The following is a 16727-nucleotide window of genomic DNA, read 5'->3' as shown; positions in this document are numbered from 1 at the left end:
TAAAGACCACAGTCGTTTGACTGTGGTCCGGTTTCATAACTTGAACTGTGACACGCGATTCGATAGTTCGGTCGCCCGCTGTTCCGTCTCGTTCATCCGCTGTTGGACATCGTTGAACCGTTCGACGGACAGTTGGACTTTCTCTGAGATCGACTGCGTCCCGTCCGCTCCTTCCGTCACGGTCGTCGCGACTTCTTGGATGACGTGCAAAATGCTATCGGTCATATGGCGGAGCTGCAGCGCGTTCGTCTCGAACGTGTTCGCCGTCTTGCCGAATACGGTCGCGTCCTCTTCGTACTGCGTTGCCGATTCCTCGAGCCGGTCGTAGTCGGCGAGCACGTTCGTGTTCAAGAACGTGAGCATATCCGCCGAGCTCGTATTGAGCCGTTCGACCGAATCGATGACCGTATTCGATACCGCTTGAATCTCGTTCACGGTTTGACGCGAGTTCTCGGCGAGCTTACGGATTTCTGACGCGACGACGGCAAATCCTCGTCCGGCGTCACCGGCTCGTGCCGCCTCGATCGATGCGTTCAAGGCGAGCAGGTTCGTCTGGTCGGCAATCGTGAGGATCGCACTCGTCAAGACGCGGATCTCTTCGACCGACTTGGCACCTTTGATCGCCTCATCGAGCTCGACGCGTTTTTTCTGGATGATGGCGTTCGCTTCCGTCTTCGAGGCGATGGCTTGCGTACGCATCGCGTGGGCACGCTGTTCGACATGTCCAGCTGTTTGGGCACTATCGTTCGAGAGTTCGACGATCGTATCGATCGAGCTGCCCATCTCGGTCGTCGAGGCACTCATCTCTTGCGACGAAGCAGCCGTCTCTTCCATCCCGGCCGTCAGTTCTTCGACCGTACCTGACGTCTCTTCCATATAACGGCTCAGTTGGGTCACTTCCGCGGCGACTTCTTGCGACGATGTGAGCACGACTTTCGCCGTCTCGTCGACATCAATCATAATCTCACGAAGCGAGGCGAGGAAGGCGTTGAACGAACGGCTCACTTGCGCGATCTCATCGTTCGACGTGACCGGGATCGACATTGTCAAATCCCCGCCTTGTGACGCCAGTTCATCGAATTTCGTCTGGAGCATCCGCATCGGCTTGATGATCGAACGAAGTAGACTCATCCCGAGGAACAAGAGGATCACGATCGCCCCAACCGTCACGGCCAGCAAGGCGATGAGCGCTTGTTGGAACTCACGCTCCATGTCCGCCCCGACTTGCCGCGAGCCTTCTGAGTTGTAATCGACGAGTTCGGTCAGGCGTTGCGTAAAGTTCTCATATGTAGACTGGGACTGGGCATCGTAGTACGAGCGGGCCATGCCGTTGTTGCCCGATGTACTAAAGATGAGCATGTTGTCTGACACGCGTTGATACATCTCCCATTGGCGGGCGAAGTTGGCGAACAGTTCTTTATCGGTTTCGCCTGACGCTGTCGCCTCATATTTCGGCGCGAGTTCATTGATTTGGGTCCGAATCTCTTTCAGTCTCGCCATCAATTCTTCTTTTCCGGCCGCGTCCTCGGTCACGATATGCTCGAGTTCGAGCGCACGATAGTTCGCGGCGAGCGTGTTTAGTTCGTGGGCGTAATCGAGCCCTTTATTCCAGTTGTTGACGATATCGTCGCCTTGACGGTTCGCGTCGGCGAGTGACAATAGCGAGTAGCCGCCGACACCGGCGACCATGACGAGTGCGAGGATGACGAGTCCCCATAACTTTTGACGAATCGTCAGGCCTTTACTTGAAGGCGCGGATGTCTCTACTTTTTGTCGTTTCCGTTGTTTCGGTTTCCATGTGAAGCGGCGGACATCGATGCGACGCAGGTTCAATCGACGTACAGCCGCTGACCATTTTTCTTTCCATGCCATGTATGTATTCCCCTCTCAAGTACAACGTTTCATTCTTTATCGTCTTGAAGTCGAGAAGTTTAAAGTGGATTGACCAAAATAAAAAAAGGTGACTGAAAACTCAGTCACCTTCCGGGTTCGATTATTGGATGTTCAACACCGTCTCGGTGCCTTCGATCATCTTGATCTCGGTCCACTTGACGACGTTTTTGCCGAGTGGGTCGTTCGCGACCATGAAGTCGGCGAGCGCTTGCACTTTCACTGGGTCGACCGGTTGTTTGACGTTGTTCAAACGGAAGCGGGCAACTTTGTTAAACGTGTCCAAAAAGGCGATCTCTAGTTTTGTCTCAGTCATGGTTCATTTCCTCCTTAGAATGTGAGTGGATTAGGCTAAGTCGTATTCGCGGACGACCGACACGGTGAAATCTTCATGTTCGAGAAGATCGAGCATGAGCTGACCGTATGAATCGGCTTGATCTGCCGTGAGCGCAGCGCGAATCGGACCGAACCGTTGCGTCTTCTTCGTCGGTTTCAAACTTTCGAGGTCATGATGCGTCGTCAGGACGAGCGTGGCTTTCTTTTCTGTCAGCTGTGCCATAGGGGATGGCTCCTTTCGGGGAGTGATTACAATTCAGACGGATAGGTGGAGTCCAGACGTTCGAGCAGCTGAATCATCCGCTCAAGACGTGTCTCGATCCGGTGGAGCAGATAGAGCGAGACGACGATCGGGAATCCGAGGTTTGAGATGAGTTCGGGCCAGCTCATGTGACCACCTGCTCATCGTGCCGATTGTGAGCGGCGGGACGAGGGGGTATTAGCATAAGTGGGAGCCTCCAATTTAGACCGTCACGTGGAACTCACGCGACACGACGTACGTAGCGGATTCGACCGCGAGTAACGGGATCAACAAGTCGCCAAACTGTTTGATCTCCTCGGTCTCCATCCGCGCACCGAGCGGACCGAAGCGGACGAGCTGACGTTTTTCCTTGCCGTAAACGAGCCGTTTCGTGTCGAGATAAAAAACGCTTGCGTATTCTCGATACACTGCCATATGTCTCACCTCCTTCGCCCTTATTAACCGACGAGGAAACCGTTTTGCTCAAAAGTCGTAAATGTTCCAACCGTGACTTTTGAACCACATCATCAAGCAGTCGTTACATCTGCCTCAAATCATTCCTATGACTTGCATCGCCATACCATTTAGGGTATTTTTATAGACGTTGTGTAAATTTGACAACCGCATCGAAAGTCCCATAAATTCATTTCCACGCTTTCAAAAAATGAACAGTTAATTTTTTGAAAATAGGGTACTATACGAGGGAGGGTACTACCACCCGGCAGACTTGAAGAAGGAGCTAACACTAGATGAACAACTTAGACATCGCACTCGCCACTCCAATTCCTTCCGCTCAATTTGAAGTTGACACGATCGATTTAACGTTCTTTGCGACCGAATGGGATGCATATCGTCCCGAACTAGGTAAACCATTTCAATATAACGGACGCCATTTAATTGTCTATCCGCTTAAAGAATTGAGTCGCGCCTTCACCGTTGCCGGCATCCCACGCAGCCAGCAACAGTTGATCAAATGGGAGACGGACGGCGTCTTACCGCCGACCCCGTTCACGATGGGACGCAAACGTTTTTATACGGAAAATCAGATTCGGACAATCATCGATATTGCTTTGGAATGTGGATTACGACCACGTACGCACGTCAGAAAGACTAACTTTTCAGATCAAGTACATGTAGAATTGACGTACATACTCCAATACGAATTAGCCGAGCGAGAAAGTTCACTCGCATGAGCACACAAAAAGCCTTTCCCGACGACACGTTGATCGTCGGGAAAGGCTTTTTGGGTTGAGGTTGATTTGAGTCTACCCCTATAGTTGCTCTCGAGCCGCCTTCGGAATATCTGCGACCGTTACTTCATCGTAAGACGTGACGACGTCTTGATCTTTCACATATAGCTTCAAGTATGCCCCGCTTCGAAGCTCCTTCGCCGCCGTGAACGTGACCGGTTGCGAATCCCCGTCTTTCGTCAACGCCGGCATCGTATACTCGTAGCGGCGGACGACGTCACCCGACTCGAGCGTCGTCTCCTCAACGTTTGTCGCTTCCCCGATTTGTACATATAACGCCTCTTTCCCAAGCCGGTTCCAGTCGATGTTGACAAGCCCGAGCGCCACGATGACGAGGGCGAAAGCCGCAATTACTAGTTTCTTCATAATATTCTCTCCTTCAGATAACGTATTTCGTAAACCGTCGAACCGTCAACACGTAATACAGCGTATAAATGGCAGAATAGACCGCCATCCAGACGAGCACCGGTACCGTGAAGTCCATGACGAGCAAGCGCGAGAACGCGAAGAGCGCGACCGAGGCGTGCAAAATCCCTAACGAGAATGGGGCGAGGAACACGACCGCGATTTGTTGACGGATCGTGCGTTTAATATCCCGCTTCGAGATCCCGACTTTTCGTAACACCGCGTACTTCGAGCGGTCTTCCTCGGCCTCGGTCATCGTCTTGAAGTAGATGATGCTGCCCGTTGCGACGAGGAAGACGAGTCCGAGAAAACTACCGACGAACAAGAGTGCTCCGTGCATGGCCATCGTCTCAGCGTATAACGCTGTCGCACTCGAGAAGTTATCTGCTGTCGACAAGCGATCCGACAAGACGGTCTGCTCTTTATAGTCAGCGACGGACACGGCTTGATACATCGTCCCTTCTCCCGGCAATGTCTTGAAGACGTCATCCGGTGTGACTAGGAACAGTCCGCCGAACGTCATGACGTTGAGCGGTGTCTTGTCATAGCGGGACGCGACCGAATACGTCGTCTCGTCTAGCGTCACATCGTTCACGTCTTCCGAGAACCGTTCGTCATAGAACGGATCAATCAAGAAGACGCCTTGCTCTTGCAGCGGTTCCGGTTCACTCCAGCCTAGGTCGGCGGCAAGTTTTCGGAACGTCGTCTCATCGATGACGCCATATTCCCGCTCTCCCGTCTCTAAGGCGACACGAACCGTCTTTTGCATGACGCTCGTCTCAGCCAACACATCGGCGTCGATGTCTTGTTTGTCGCCTTGCCAAGCAAACGTATAGGGAGCGTACGAAGTGACTTGTTGTTCCGCGTAGTAGTAGACGCTAAAGATGGCCCCGCCAGCCGTGATCGCCGTCGCACTGATGATACTGATGAGCGTCAACGTCTTCGCGTTGCCTCGAATCCGGTATAACAACTGTGACGTCGTCAATAAGTTGAGCCGGCGCCACGCCCAACGCTCGTTCGCTTTTAGGCGGCCGAGGATAAAGATGAGGACGCTATGGAACAAGAGACCGGAACCGATGACGGTAAGACCGATGATGAGAAGCGGCATTGCCGCCGCAAGATAACCCCAAAGCGGAGACGTGGCGAGGTCTTGCAGCGCGAGCGTGTAAGCCGTACCGAGGGTGAGGATACCGAGTAGCGCCATGAGCGGGCTCGCTTTCGGCACGTCCTCGCCTTTTTTGTCGGCATGGAACAGTTCGATTAATTTGAAGCGATAGATGACCCGGTAACCTTGGAACGATGTGAATAAAAAGATGGCGAGGAAGACGAGCGTCGTCTCGACGAGCGCCGAGGTCGAGACCGTTAACCCGATCGACAAGTCGCTGTTCATCAAGTTGAGCAGCAGCCGCAACAAAACGTTCGACCCAATCAAACCGAGCCCGATCCCGATCACGAGCGATACCGCACCGATGACGAGGTTCTCAAACAACAGGATGAGACCAATCTGCTTTTTCCGTACCCCGAGAAGAGAATACAGTCCGACTTCCCGTTTACGTCCTTTCAAGAAGAAGGCGTTCGAGTAAGCGATAAACAGCGCGACGAAGATGAGCAGAATGAACGTCGAAGCGTTCATGAGACCGCTGATCTGTCCGGACGTCTCGGCGAGGGCACTAATTTCCCCGCTATGTTTGAGCGTCGCGAACGTCATGTAGATGATGATCGAAAAGATCGTCGTCCCGACGTAGAGCGCGTACCGCGATAGATTGCGAGCGACGTTCTTCTTCGCCAAATCAAATAACGTCATCGGTCGCACCGCCTTTTGCGAGCTCGTCCAAAATCGCTTGATAAAACACGTCGCGCGACTTGCTGCCTCGAATCAACTCGTGCGACAGCTTTCCGTCTTGAATATAGAGGACACGGCGGCAAAAGCTCGCGGCATAGGCATCGTGTGTCACCATCATGATCGTCGTCTCAGCCTCGTTCAGCCCGGCGAGTGTCTGTAACAGGTCGGTCGCCGACTTCGAATCGAGCGCACCGGTCGGCTCATCGGCGAAGATGAGTTTTGGATCGGCAACGAGCGCCCGGCACACAGCCGTCCGTTGTTTTTGCCCGCCTGAGATCTCGTACGGATATTGATCAAGGATCGACGCGATCCCGAACCGCTTGGCGAGCGCATCGACTTTATCCCGCGTCTCGTGGACCGGTGTCTTGGCGACGGCGAGCGGCAACAAGATGTTCTCCCGGACCGTGAGCGAGTCGAGCAAGTTGTAGTCTTGGAAGATGAAACCGAGGTGGTCGCGTCGGAAGTCCGACAGTGATTCCTCGTCGAGCTTGGCGATGTTTTCCCCTTCGATGAGGATATCCCCCGCGGTCGGCGTATCGATCGTCGCGAGCACGTTCAACAGTGTCGATTTCCCGGCGCCAGATGGTCCCATGATGCCGACAAATTCGCCGTGTTCGATCGTGAATGATACATCGTCGAGCGCCTTGAACGTTGTGTCGCCTTTCCCATATGTTTTTTCGATTGCGTTGACTTGTAATAATGATTCCATGAATAGCACCTCTTTCTAAACACTACGATACACGCGCCACCTTAACTGAAAATCACGCGTACCTTACGAAATCCTTAAATGATATGCTACAAGGAGAGGTGATTTCATTGGACCAACCACGTATTTTAATCGTCGACGACGAAAAAGATTTATGTATACTCATTCAAAAAGCGCTTGAACGAGAAGGATTCACACAAATCGCGACCGCCCACACCGTCAAAAGCGGCTTGGAGACGTTCCACACGTTCGCCCCGCACATCGCCATTCTCGACGTCATGTTGCCGGATGGTGAAGGCTATGACCTGTGCCGCCAAATCCGCGACACGTCGAACATTCCAATTTTGTTCTTATCCGCGAAGTCAGACGAAATCGACAAGATCCTCGGCCTCGCCATCGGCGGCGACGATTACATCACGAAGCCGTTCAGTCCGAAAGAAGTCGCCTTCCGCATCAAGGCGCAGCTTCGCCGTGTCTCGATGTACGACGCACCAGCACCCGTCGATACAATCGTCGGGCCGTTCCGGTTGAATGTAGACGAGACAGAAGCGTACAAAGACGGTGTCCGGCTCGAACTGACGGCGAAAGAGGTCGGCCTGCTCGCCTGCTTCATGCGTAATCCGAACCGGATTCTCAGTAAAGAAACGTTGTTCACCCGCGTCTGGGGCGAGGACTTTTACGGCTCTGACAATACGGTCATGGTGCACATGCGCCGACTCCGCGAAAAAATCGAACCGAACCCGTCACAACCGATCTATATTAAGACGGTCAAAGGGCTCGGCTATAAGTTTGAGGCATAGGGGGCGTTTGAATTGAAATGGAAATTGACCGGACGTTACTTGGTGTCGATTCTCGCCATCGTTGCCATCGTCGTCATTTTGAACGTCGTCATTCTCGTCACGTTGCTCGTCAACGACCGGACCGGGATTGATGACGTCGAGAGCAACTCCGGAGAGACGTTCACCCGCACGTTCAACCAATACATGTCACTCGAGGACGGCGCACCGGTCGTCAACGAAGACGGGATAACCGCCCTTGAGGAGTTCGGGGCGTTCATCCAAATCCTCGATGCTTCAGGTGACGTGGTCAGCGACGTCGATGCGCCCGTTGACGCACCCGATTCCTACTCCCCAATCGAACTGATTCAGATTTATAAGTATAAAGACGACGACCTCGTCCTCTACTTCGTCGGTGAATTTGAAACGTATAGCTACTTGATCGGCGTACCAGACGCCAAAGAGGACCGTGCCCTGTTCATGCTTGATCCCGAGGCGATCTTCGCTTACGTGTCGCGAGCGACAGTCATCTTACTCATCGTCGATCTCGCCGTCGCCGCACTGATCGGGCTCGCCTTCAGTTCGATTTTGACACGCCCTGTCTATCGTTTGACCGAGCGAATCGCCCAGCTGAAAGCACGCGACTTCTCGACCGTCGAACCGAAACGGCCCGGCATGTACCGACCCGTGTTCGCAAACTTGAACGATGTGTCACAGACACTGACGACATATGAGTCAGAACGGGAACAACTCGAGCGCCGCCGCAAAGAGTGGATGAGCAACGTCTCCCATGACTTGAAGACACCGCTCGCCTCGATCCAAGGCTACGCCGAACTGCTCGAGGATACAGACGTCGACGAAACGGAACGGCGCCAGTACGCTGAAGTCATCGAACGCCAAGCGCTCTACATGAAAGAACTGCTCGACGACTTCAACTTGACGATGCGGCTGCAGCACGGTGATTTCCCGCTCAACCGCGAGACGACCGGGCTCGAGCCGTTCGTCCGCGAGCTCGTCATCGACGTCTTGAACGACCCGCGGTTTGCGACGCGCAACATCACGTTCTCAAGCACAGACGCGGCGTCACGCGACGTCGACCGTCATTTCATGAAGCGGGCGTTGCTCAACTTCATCTATAACGCCCTCCTCCATAACGACGAGTCAGTGACGGTACATGTCACGGTCCTAGGCGGGACGATTATCGTACAAGACGATGGGAACGGCATTGATGAAGCCGACCTGCCGTATATTTTCGAACGTTATTACCGAGGGACGAATACGACCGACGCGCTCGGCAGTGGGCTCGGGATGGCGATTTCCCGGGACATCGTCAAGGCACACGGGGGCACGGTCACCGTGACGAGTGACCTCGGTGTCGGGACGACGATTCAGATTGACCTGCCGTAATGAAAACAAGGATTCGCTCAACGGAGCGAATCCTTGTTTTCATTGTTATAAGCTTCAATCCATACCTCAAGCTCATCAATCGCGAGCGGACGCGAGAAGTAATACCCTTGCATCTCGTCACAGCCGAGCAAACGGAGTGCGTCGTGCTGCTCGGTCGTCTCGATGCCTTCGCAGACGGTCTTTAAACCGAGGCCGCGGGCGAGCTCGATGATCGATTGGACGATGACGTTTCCGGTCGGGTCGTTCTCCGTCGCTTGGATGAACTGACGGTCGATTTTGATCTCATGGATCGGATAATGCTTTAAATAGACGAACGCCGAGAAACCGGTCCCGAAGTCATCGATCGAGATCGAGAAACCTTGCTTGCGGAAGGCGATGAACCGTTCGATGACGTGCTGCTGATTCTCCATTCCGACGCTCTCCGTGATCTCAAACGTCAAATAGTTCGGGCAGACACCCATTCTTTCGACGACACGGGCGAACTTCTCGACAACGCCTTCTGATAGGAAGTGACGGGCCGACAAATTGAGCGCCAAGTGATATGTCCGACCAGAGGCGTGCCACGCGTTCAATTGGCGGCATGCCTCCTCAAGCGCCCACTCCTCGAGGGCGATGATGACACCGGTCGACTCGGCGAGCGGGATAAAGTCGAGCGGCGGGATCAGCCCCTTTTCCGGATGGATCCAACGCATGAGCCCTTCAAAACCGTTAAGCTGTCCGGTCGACCCGTCAATCTTCGGCTGATAGTAGAGCGCAAACTCGTTCAAGGCGAGCCCTTTGCGCAAATTCATCTCAAGCGTCAATCGGGCCGTCGCCTTCTCACCCATCTTCTCTTCATAGAAGATGATGCCACCGCGTTGGACATGATGATAACTAGCGGCGATTCGTGTCGTGTGAATCATCTCGAGCGTCGAGCGCGTCTTATCCTCAATCGAGATAAAGGCACTCATCGTCAGGACGACATCCAGTTCATCGACGGTAAACGGCTCGCTCATCACCGTCTCGCAAAGCATGTCGGCAATCCCGTACGCTTTGATCCGGTCGCCGTACGGTGTCCATACGACGAAACCGGATTGAGAACTCCGGGCGAGCATCGCCGGATCGACGACGAGTTGGAGCCGATTCGCGATTTCCTGGATTAATTGATTGGCCTTCTCGCTGCCGAGCGCGTCCTCGACAGAGCGGAACTCATCGATTCTCACGTAAATGAGTGACCCGAGGTGATGATCAAGTTCGTCCCGCATCTGGTCGACTCGTTCGATGAACGCGTTCTTATTCATCAGTCCTGTCAATTCATCCGTATAAGCGAGCCGGGCGATGTGTTGTTCGACCGACTGACGTTCGAGCCGGCTATATAAAATAGCGACAAAATCAGCGAGCGTACTCACGATCAGCTCTTCGACATACGTCCACTTCCGAAGCTCGTACGTCTCGCAGCAGATGACACCGCGGGCTTGTCCGTCCGCAAAGATCGGTGCGTCAAGCATCGAGTAAACCCGTTGTCCTTCGACGAAGTATTGTTGATATAAATTTTTCACCCATTCGTGCGTCCGGACATTCTCAAACAGGAGGACACGGTTCGTGCAGAGCGCATCAAAATAGACCGGCGCATCCTGACGATAGACCGTTAATGCCGGCTTGCTGATGCCTTTATCTTTTGAATATGCGACTTGACAACTGATCGAGTGTTGCGTCTCATCGAAGTGCCAGATCGATACGGTGTCGACTTCGAGCATATCCGCGACGACTTCGCACATATAGCTGATCGCCTGCTCGACTGTCGCGTCGGACACGTCCGGCATCCGTACGAGCTCGAACAGTTTCTCTTGATGTTTACGGTATGTTTGTGTTGAAAAGTTCCCCTCGATCATAGTCCCCTACCCTCGTTCAAACAGTTTTGCCTTAATGATAGCATGAAGCACAAATACGAAACCTTCCAAAATTCAACATAAAGTCAATTTCTAATTTCCCTCTTTTTAGGAGACATCTATCTGACAGACCTATCAAAAAATATTGACCTGCTTTTCAAGGAATCTCGCTCGAATGAGTCCTTTCCACCATTGCTTCCCGGTTTCTCGGCACCGTACAATAAATGTGTATCGTTACCCGTCATGAATGACTCTATTATATTAAAGGAAGTGACTCCATGAATCACAAGTCCGGCCTCATGTACTCATTCGCCGCAATCGCCGCCGTAAGCGTCCTCGCCCAGGCCGACGAAGCGTCCGCCGCTAGCACCCATATCGTCCGAGCCGGTGACACGCTTTGGTCGATCAGCCAACAGCATCAAATCCCGCTCGCGACACTCAAGTCGATGAACAACTTGACGACCGACCGAATCGCCATCGGACAAACGCTTAACTTGGCCGGATCACCGACCGTACTCACGACAACGAGTACGGCAGTAAGCAAAAATCGAGTCACGACCGCTGCATTAAACCTTCGCGCCGGTGCCGGTACGAGCCATAATGTCTTGCTCACCATCCCAAAAGGTCAAACGCTCAAACCGCTCAAGACGAGCGGTAAGTGGTCGCAAGTCACCTTTAACGGGAAGACCGGCTGGGTACATAACGACTATCTCGGTACAGCCAAGGCAGCAACGACTAAGCCGACGGCATCAACGAGCACCGTCAGCCCGACCGCCCAATCGACGTCACAGACGACCGTCAACTTGAACCTCCGGGCTTCGAAATCGACAAAGGCGAACGTACTCGTCACGATCCCGAAAGGAAAAACGGTCACGATCCTAAAAGTCGAAGGTTCGTGGTCGCACATCAAGTACGGTTCGACGACAGGCTTCGTCGCCACTACATACTTAAAGAAAGCCGCCGCGACGCCTTCACCAAGTCAACCTGCCACACCTTCACCGAGTCAGCCGGCGACACCGGCAGCGCCGAAAGAAGAGAGCGTCAATCAATCGTTCGTCACGACGGCGAACTTGAACGTGCGAAAAGGAGCAGGCATCGGTTTCGCGCTCGTCACGACAATCCCGAACGGCGCGACCGTGCAAGCAACGAAACAGAGCGGCACTTGGTACTACGTCACGTATAACGGAAAGAGCGGTTACGTCAGTGCCGGCTACTTGAAACAGACGACGACCGCACCGAGTGCACCGGTCGCACCGAACTTAGGTGACGCCGGGGCTGGGAACACTTCGGTCGATTACGTCGTCAACACCCCGTCCTTGAACGTCCGTGCTGCTGCGTCGACGAGTTCCGCCATCGTCGGTAGCGTCAAAGCCGGTCAGACGCTCCGCGTCGTCCAGACGGCAAACGGCTGGCACCAGATTTATATCGGTAACACGACCGGCTTCGTCGCAGCCTCGTTCGTCAAGGAAGTACCGAAAGGCTCAACGACGGCACCGACATGGGTCAGCGGGTCGTTCGACTCACATACGTTCTATACGGCAAGTCCGGCCGCCATCCGCGCCCAAGCGAACGATTCGAGCCAGGTCGTCGGGTCGACGCTCCGCGGCGGACTGTTGAACGTCGTCGGCGAGACGGCGACACACTACCGTGTCAACGAGAACGGGACGCAAGGTTTCGTCGCCAAAGCGTTCGTCACCCAAGTCAACGGACAGACCGCCCAAGCAACCCGGCTCGCGACGATCGCCGTCGCTAAGAAATACGTTGGGACGCCGTACATCTGGGCGTCGTCTAGTCCGGTCAACGGCGGCTTTGACTGCTCAGGCATCATCTATTACGCGTTCAACCAAGCAGGTGTCTCGATCCCGCGGACGAACGTCGCCAACTATTGGGCCGGGTCTTACTTCGGTCCGCAGCTCGACAAATCGTTCGTGCCTCAGGCCGGCGACCTCGTCTTCTTCGAGAACACGTATACGGCCGGTCCGTCCCATATGGGCATCATGATCGACGCCGATACGTTCATCCACGCCGGGACGTTTGGTCTCGGCTACAACCAAATCAGCAAAGAGCCGTATTGGAAATCACGCCTCATCGGCTACAAGCGACCGTGACCTTTGACGCATTTGAAAACCCGACCTTTGTCGGGTTTTTTTTCAGTTAGCAGGATTTCACTTGAAAGACTCGAAATGCGATATAAGATAGGAAAGGTAGAAAGGGAGTGTACGATGGGAAGCAACCGATTCGCCAAAATTCCGTACCGGATCTATACGATGGTACTTGCTGTCGCCTGCCTCGTCGGTGTGTTGTTATTCGGTCTCGGATTAAGCTATTACTGGAAAGAGAAACACGTCAGCGTCGATCAGTCCGTGACGAACTTGAACCATGCATCCGACCTTGCCGGCGTCGAGTCTTACCTTGTCCTCCACCAGGCCGCGAAACTGTACGAACTGAACTCGGGCCAGCCGACGGCGTTGTTGTCCTCGCCTTATCGCGAACGCGCGCTCCAGTATAACACCCAGCTGCTCGATGATTTCGAGACCGGGGTCCACGAACGCGAACGGGATGCCCTCCTCGCTTTTTCTGAACGACTAGAAGAGACGCTCGACGGCGAGTTGAGCGAATTCGACAACGTCCCGTTTGACGTCATCGAATCGATTGATCGGCGTTGGCTCTACCAAGGCTTAGAGCGGACCGCCCAAGCGAACACGGCCTACGAGTTGACCGATGCCGTCATGCGGATGCAGATGACGTTCATCCAAAACGTGACGAACTTGCTGGCGGAGACGCCGGACCGAGAAAAATTAGAAGCCGAACTCGCCTCCATCGCCACTGAAGCGCGTTTACTTGAAGAGATTATCGCGACGAATCCTACTCTCCAAACGAAGTCGACCGCTGATTTAACGGAGAGCGCCCTAGCGTTGGGACGACTGACTTCGACCGGCTCGACGCTCGAGGCGCGTTACGTCAACGGGACCAAGTTTTACGAAGACTCGCATGAAGTTCTCCAGACTATCCGCTCGTCGACCGAGTCATTGCTCCTAGAGGAACGAAACCGATATGGGACGCTCGCCGTCCTCGTCCTGCTCGCGACGCTCGTACTTTCGACCGGACTCTTGGCCGCGCTTTGCTATACACGTAAAATGTATGCCCATGATTTAAGTCATTTGAAAGCCCGTGCACTCGCCATCGACCCAAGCACCGAACCGGTCGAGGCGTCATTCCCGGCCAGTCATGACTTCCGTGGCATCGAGGACGAGCTCCGCGAGATTGCGGTGAGCGTCCATTCGACCGTCAACACGCTCGAGACGCAATCGAACGACCTGCTCCGCTATCACGAGCGTTGGTCGTCCCTGTTCTCAGAGACCGGTCTCGCCATCGCGTTGATCGATGATGCTTATAACTTCATCGAACGGAACGATGTGTTCGATCAGTTCTTCGGCGCCCGGAACTTGTACGAGATCAACCAGCTATTCACTAACACAGGTCGTCGCCTGTTCCAGGAAGCACTTGAAGGTGTGACCGAGCACGGGACGAGCGCACAATTCATTTTGCATTTAAAAGGAGAACATGCCCGTTTCTTGAACGCGAAAATCATCCCGCTCAAGCGCGGGGGAACACTCACGTACTACTTGATCCTCGAAGATGAGACCGAGCGCGTCGAGCGCGAACGGAAAGTCGATCGCCTCGTCCGATTCGACCTCGCGACCGAACTGTATAACGAATACGGTTTTATCCGAGCGTGGGAAAAACAAGACATCGATGGGACGTTCCTCTTGATCAAGTTGAACGATTTCCACCATCTCGTCGATTGGTACGATACGATTTATGCTGACCTGCTCATGACCGAGTTCGCCCGTCACGTCGAGGACCGACTCGAGAAGTATGCGCATCATTTGTTCGGCCGCTATCGTGACGACACGCTCATGTTGTACGTCAAAGGGTTCAGCACGCTCGACGAACATGAACTGATGGAGCTGTTCCCGACCGAACTGTTGATCAATCAAAAACGGCAGACCGTCCACGTTCAAATCGGGGCGGCACACACGACGCCGAACTATACCGATTGTTTGTTCGAGGCGACACGAGCACTCCAGCACGCCAAAGAGACGCGGACGCCGTTCGTCTGGTATGACGCGAGCATCCTCGCCCAGCTGCAGTGGGCCGCCTTGATCGAACAGGCGCTCCCCGAGGCGATCGAGCAAGGACACATCACCGTCGCCTACCAGCCACAAGTCGAGTTGACAACTGGACGCGTCGTCGGGGCCGAGGCGCTCGCCCGTTGGCAGCATCCGGATATCGGTCACGTCCCGCCGAACGAGTTCATCCGGATTGCCGAACGGTCAGACCAGATTTTATGGTTATCTCACTCGATCCTCGACCAAGTCATCAACCAGCTCGTCGCTTGGCGCGATACGTCATTCTCCGGCGTCTCGTTGTCGTACAACTTGTCTGCCCACTCGGTCGACCCGTCGATCGTCACGAAGCTGCGTGATTTGATCGAGACGTATCCGTGGCTGCCGGACCGCTTGAAAATCGAATTGACCGAGTCGGCCGACATCATGTCACACGCGAACGAGCTCGAGCGGCTCGAGGACATCGCCGACCTCGGCTACTGCTTGTCGATCGATGACTTCGGCACCGGCTACGCCTCGTTCGAAGCGATTTGGCACTTACCGATTCAAGAAGTGAAGATTGACCGGATGTACGTCAGCGGAAAAGCGAAAGACAGCACATCCTTCCTCCGTGCCGTCTCACGCTTCGCGAGCGAGCAGGCGCTCACATCACTCGCCGAAGGCATCGAGACGAAGGAAGACCTTGAACGGATGATTGCCGAAGGGGTCGAGCTCGGGCAAGGCTATTACTACGCCCCGGCGCTCAAACCTGACGCGTTCGAGGCTTGGGTGAACGAAAAAAAAGGACGCCCTGACTGAGCGTCCCGATCGGCTGACGTCTAGCGCGTCAGCCTTTTTTTCGTCTGATCACGTTCAGCACGAGCTTTAAGGCGATCAAGCCGAAAATGATCGGCAGAATGACCGGAAGCGTGCCGCGCGGCAATAGACCGAACACGATGAACACCGTCATCCCGACCGCGAAAAACAGTTTGATGCCCCGGTCCGTCGTGAATTTGTCCCACTGCCAGACGAGCAAGAGCAGCGCGAGCGGCGGAAAAAAGAACGTCAGGAAAAAGAACGGCATGTTGCGCGCGTACCATGGACTCATCGAGTGATCACCTCCTCATATAATTGTTCCGTTGCTTCGTTCGTTTCAAGATTTAGATAGATCGGTTTTCCGCTCCAGTCGATGCGGATGGCGGCTGTGGCGTCACGGTTGATGAAGAGAAGCACGTCTTCCTTATAAGTCGTTCGAAAGTGTCCTGTCAGTTGTGAGCTTGTAGCGGCCCCGTTCGTTCGACGCTCGACGTCCGGGACGTTGGTCAATATGACATCAACAATCTCGTCATACGGCACGGTTTGCCCGTAACTGCCTTCGATGACGAGTGCCGTATCGGTGAGTGTCACTTCGGTCGGTTGAGAGAACCAAAGCAGGAGCCCCGGTACGACCGTGAGCAAGAGCACAGAGACGAGGACGATCGGGATGAGTTTCTTCTTCCCGCCCGGACGAAGCCGTCCCGTGTCGTCAAAAATATTCCCGTCATACTTTTGGGCGCGCCAAAGGATGACGACGATGAACAGGATGAGCACGATAAAGAGCGGCTCGATTGGGACGACGAGCCCGAACCAATCAATGAGGCCGACGATGAGAAAGATGAAGCCGATGCCGTAACACATGATACCGATCAACCGTGCGACCGGTTTGATGTCGACGCGTGCCTTGTCTGCTTCGTTCATCGTGTTATAGCCCGAGATGAGAAAATGCCACCCTAACTTGTGGACGGCGAACCCTAGGACAAACATGAGTAGTGCTGCAAATACAAGAATCCACATGGACGAGTCCCTCCTATCTCCTTCATTCTACGGGAAAATCGACCGAAATGTTTCATCGGATCA

General features: G+C 54.1%; 16 protein-coding genes. 5 read left to right on the top strand and 11 right to left on the bottom strand.

Going from position 1 to position 16727, the window contains the following annotated elements:
* Positions 1-33: 33 nt before the first annotated feature.
* The 5 genes from EVJ29_RS00245 to EVJ29_RS00225 form a co-directional block, all read right to left on the bottom strand.
* Positions 34-1872 carry a methyl-accepting chemotaxis protein gene (locus tag EVJ29_RS00245; RefSeq protein ID WP_070328481.1) on the bottom strand — a complete coding sequence of 613 codons (1839 nt, stop codon included), beginning with the start codon at positions 1870-1872 and terminating at the stop codon, positions 34-36.
* A gap of 121 nt (positions 1873-1993) precedes the next feature.
* The gene (locus EVJ29_RS00240; RefSeq protein ID WP_070328480.1) at positions 1994-2206 is read right to left on the bottom strand and encodes a DUF2922 domain-containing protein; all 213 of its coding nucleotides are present in this window, start codon (positions 2204-2206) and stop codon (positions 1994-1996) included.
* 30 nt (positions 2207-2236) lie between these two features.
* A complete protein-coding gene (locus EVJ29_RS00235) occupies positions 2237-2449 on the bottom strand; it encodes a hypothetical protein (RefSeq protein WP_070328479.1) in 213 nt (70 codons plus the stop codon).
* Between the two features lie 26 nt (positions 2450-2475).
* Positions 2476-2616, bottom strand: coding sequence for a YvrJ family protein (locus EVJ29_RS00230; protein ID WP_021066374.1), 141 nt, complete (start codon positions 2614-2616; stop codon positions 2476-2478).
* Between the two features lie 73 nt (positions 2617-2689).
* A complete protein-coding gene (locus EVJ29_RS00225; protein WP_131504556.1) occupies positions 2690-2902 on the bottom strand; it encodes a hypothetical protein in 213 nt (70 codons plus the stop codon).
* 314 nt (positions 2903-3216) lie between these two features.
* Between EVJ29_RS00225 and EVJ29_RS00220 the strand changes: the two genes are divergently transcribed.
* Positions 3217-3660, top strand: coding sequence for a MerR family transcriptional regulator (locus EVJ29_RS00220; RefSeq protein WP_071398191.1), 444 nt, complete (start codon positions 3217-3219; stop codon positions 3658-3660).
* A gap of 78 nt (positions 3661-3738) precedes the next feature.
* On the opposite strand, the gene EVJ29_RS00215 is transcribed toward EVJ29_RS00220, so the two are convergent.
* The 3 genes from EVJ29_RS00215 to EVJ29_RS00205 are packed head-to-tail and all read right to left on the bottom strand — an operon-like array spanning position 3739 to position 6674.
* Entirely contained in the window at positions 3739-4083 is a 345-nt protein-coding gene (locus EVJ29_RS00215) for a YxeA family protein (protein WP_070328476.1), read from the bottom strand.
* A 13-nt stretch (positions 4084-4096) separates the two neighbouring features.
* Complete coding sequence (locus tag EVJ29_RS00210; protein WP_131504555.1) at positions 4097-5926, bottom strand: FtsX-like permease family protein; 1830 nt, start codon at positions 5924-5926, stop codon at positions 4097-4099.
* Positions 5913-6674 carry an ABC transporter ATP-binding protein gene (locus EVJ29_RS00205; RefSeq protein ID WP_131490120.1) on the bottom strand — a complete coding sequence of 254 codons (762 nt, stop codon included), beginning with the start codon at positions 6672-6674 and terminating at the stop codon, positions 5913-5915. Before EVJ29_RS00205 ends, EVJ29_RS00210 begins: the two co-directional genes overlap by 14 nt.
* A gap of 107 nt (positions 6675-6781) precedes the next feature.
* Between EVJ29_RS00205 and EVJ29_RS00200 the strand changes: the two genes are divergently transcribed.
* Together EVJ29_RS00200 and EVJ29_RS00195 are read left to right on the top strand one after the other, a co-directional pair.
* The gene (locus tag EVJ29_RS00200) at positions 6782-7471 is read left to right on the top strand and encodes a response regulator transcription factor (protein WP_083274082.1); all 690 of its coding nucleotides are present in this window, start codon (positions 6782-6784) and stop codon (positions 7469-7471) included.
* A 12-nt stretch (positions 7472-7483) separates the two neighbouring features.
* Positions 7484-8854, top strand: coding sequence for a sensor histidine kinase (locus EVJ29_RS00195; RefSeq protein WP_131464277.1), 1371 nt, complete (start codon positions 7484-7486; stop codon positions 8852-8854).
* 17 nt (positions 8855-8871) lie between these two features.
* Here the strand turns inward: EVJ29_RS00195 and EVJ29_RS00190 are convergent, their stop codons facing one another.
* On the bottom strand, positions 8872-10725 hold the full coding sequence (locus EVJ29_RS00190; RefSeq protein WP_131464279.1) for a sensor domain-containing phosphodiesterase: 1854 nt from the start codon (positions 10723-10725) through the stop codon (positions 8872-8874).
* 275 nt (positions 10726-11000) lie between these two features.
* Here EVJ29_RS00190 and EVJ29_RS00185 point away from each other — a divergent pair, with 275 nt between their 5' ends.
* Together EVJ29_RS00185 and EVJ29_RS00180 are read left to right on the top strand one after the other, a co-directional pair.
* A complete protein-coding gene (locus EVJ29_RS00185) occupies positions 11001-12830 on the top strand; it encodes a C40 family peptidase (RefSeq protein WP_236633331.1) in 1830 nt (609 codons plus the stop codon).
* A gap of 114 nt (positions 12831-12944) precedes the next feature.
* Complete coding sequence (locus tag EVJ29_RS00180) at positions 12945-15650, top strand: EAL domain-containing protein (protein WP_131504554.1); 2706 nt, start codon at positions 12945-12947, stop codon at positions 15648-15650.
* Between the two features lie 28 nt (positions 15651-15678).
* Here the strand turns inward: EVJ29_RS00180 and EVJ29_RS00175 are convergent, their stop codons facing one another.
* The gene (locus tag EVJ29_RS00175; protein WP_070328468.1) at positions 15679-15939 is read right to left on the bottom strand and encodes a hypothetical protein; all 261 of its coding nucleotides are present in this window, start codon (positions 15937-15939) and stop codon (positions 15679-15681) included.
* The gene (locus EVJ29_RS00170) at positions 15936-16664 is read right to left on the bottom strand and encodes a DUF3784 domain-containing protein (protein ID WP_131490124.1); all 729 of its coding nucleotides are present in this window, start codon (positions 16662-16664) and stop codon (positions 15936-15938) included. Before EVJ29_RS00170 ends, EVJ29_RS00175 begins: the two co-directional genes overlap by 4 nt.
* Positions 16665-16727: the final 63 nt, after the last annotated feature.

It is taken from the genome of Exiguobacterium sp. SH4S7, from assembly GCF_004336795.1.
Classification (GTDB): domain Bacteria; phylum Bacillota; class Bacilli; order Exiguobacteriales; family Exiguobacteriaceae; genus Exiguobacterium; species Exiguobacterium aurantiacum_A.
The sequence above is the reverse complement of the archived record's forward strand: the minus strand, read 5'-3'. Positions and strand labels throughout refer to the sequence as shown.

Bases quoted from the DNA above. Each gene is read 5' to 3' on its own strand.
- EVJ29_RS00245 (WP_070328481.1), bottom strand. From the start codon at position 1,872: ATGGCATGGAAAGAAAAATGGTCAGCGGCTGTACGTCGATTGAACCTG.
- EVJ29_RS00240 (WP_070328480.1), bottom strand. From the start codon at position 2,206: ATGACTGAGACAAAACTAGAGATCGCCTTTTTGGACACGTTTAACAAA.
- EVJ29_RS00235 (WP_070328479.1), bottom strand. From the start codon at position 2,449: ATGGCACAGCTGACAGAAAAGAAAGCCACGCTCGTCCTGACGACGCAT.
- EVJ29_RS00230 (WP_021066374.1), bottom strand. From the start codon at position 2,616: ATGAGCTGGCCCGAACTCATCTCAAACCTCGGATTCCCGATCGTCGTC.
- EVJ29_RS00225 (WP_131504556.1), bottom strand. From the start codon at position 2,902: ATGGCAGTGTATCGAGAATACGCAAGCGTTTTTTATCTCGACACGAAA.
- EVJ29_RS00220 (WP_071398191.1), top strand. From the start codon at position 3,217: ATGAACAACTTAGACATCGCACTCGCCACTCCAATTCCTTCCGCTCAA.
- EVJ29_RS00215 (WP_070328476.1), bottom strand. From the start codon at position 4,083: ATGAAGAAACTAGTAATTGCGGCTTTCGCCCTCGTCATCGTGGCGCTC.
- EVJ29_RS00210 (WP_131504555.1), bottom strand. From the start codon at position 5,926: ATGACGTTATTTGATTTGGCGAAGAAGAACGTCGCTCGCAATCTATCG.
- EVJ29_RS00205 (WP_131490120.1), bottom strand. From the start codon at position 6,674: ATGGAATCATTATTACAAGTCAACGCAATCGAAAAAACATATGGGAAA.
- EVJ29_RS00190 (WP_131464279.1), bottom strand. From the start codon at position 10,725: ATGATCGAGGGGAACTTTTCAACACAAACATACCGTAAACATCAAGAG.
- EVJ29_RS00185 (WP_236633331.1), top strand. From the start codon at position 11,001: ATGAATCACAAGTCCGGCCTCATGTACTCATTCGCCGCAATCGCCGCC.
- EVJ29_RS00180 (WP_131504554.1), top strand. From the start codon at position 12,945: ATGGGAAGCAACCGATTCGCCAAAATTCCGTACCGGATCTATACGATG.
- EVJ29_RS00175 (WP_070328468.1), bottom strand. From the start codon at position 15,939: ATGAGTCCATGGTACGCGCGCAACATGCCGTTCTTTTTCCTGACGTTC.
- EVJ29_RS00170 (WP_131490124.1), bottom strand. From the start codon at position 16,664: ATGTGGATTCTTGTATTTGCAGCACTACTCATGTTTGTCCTAGGGTTC.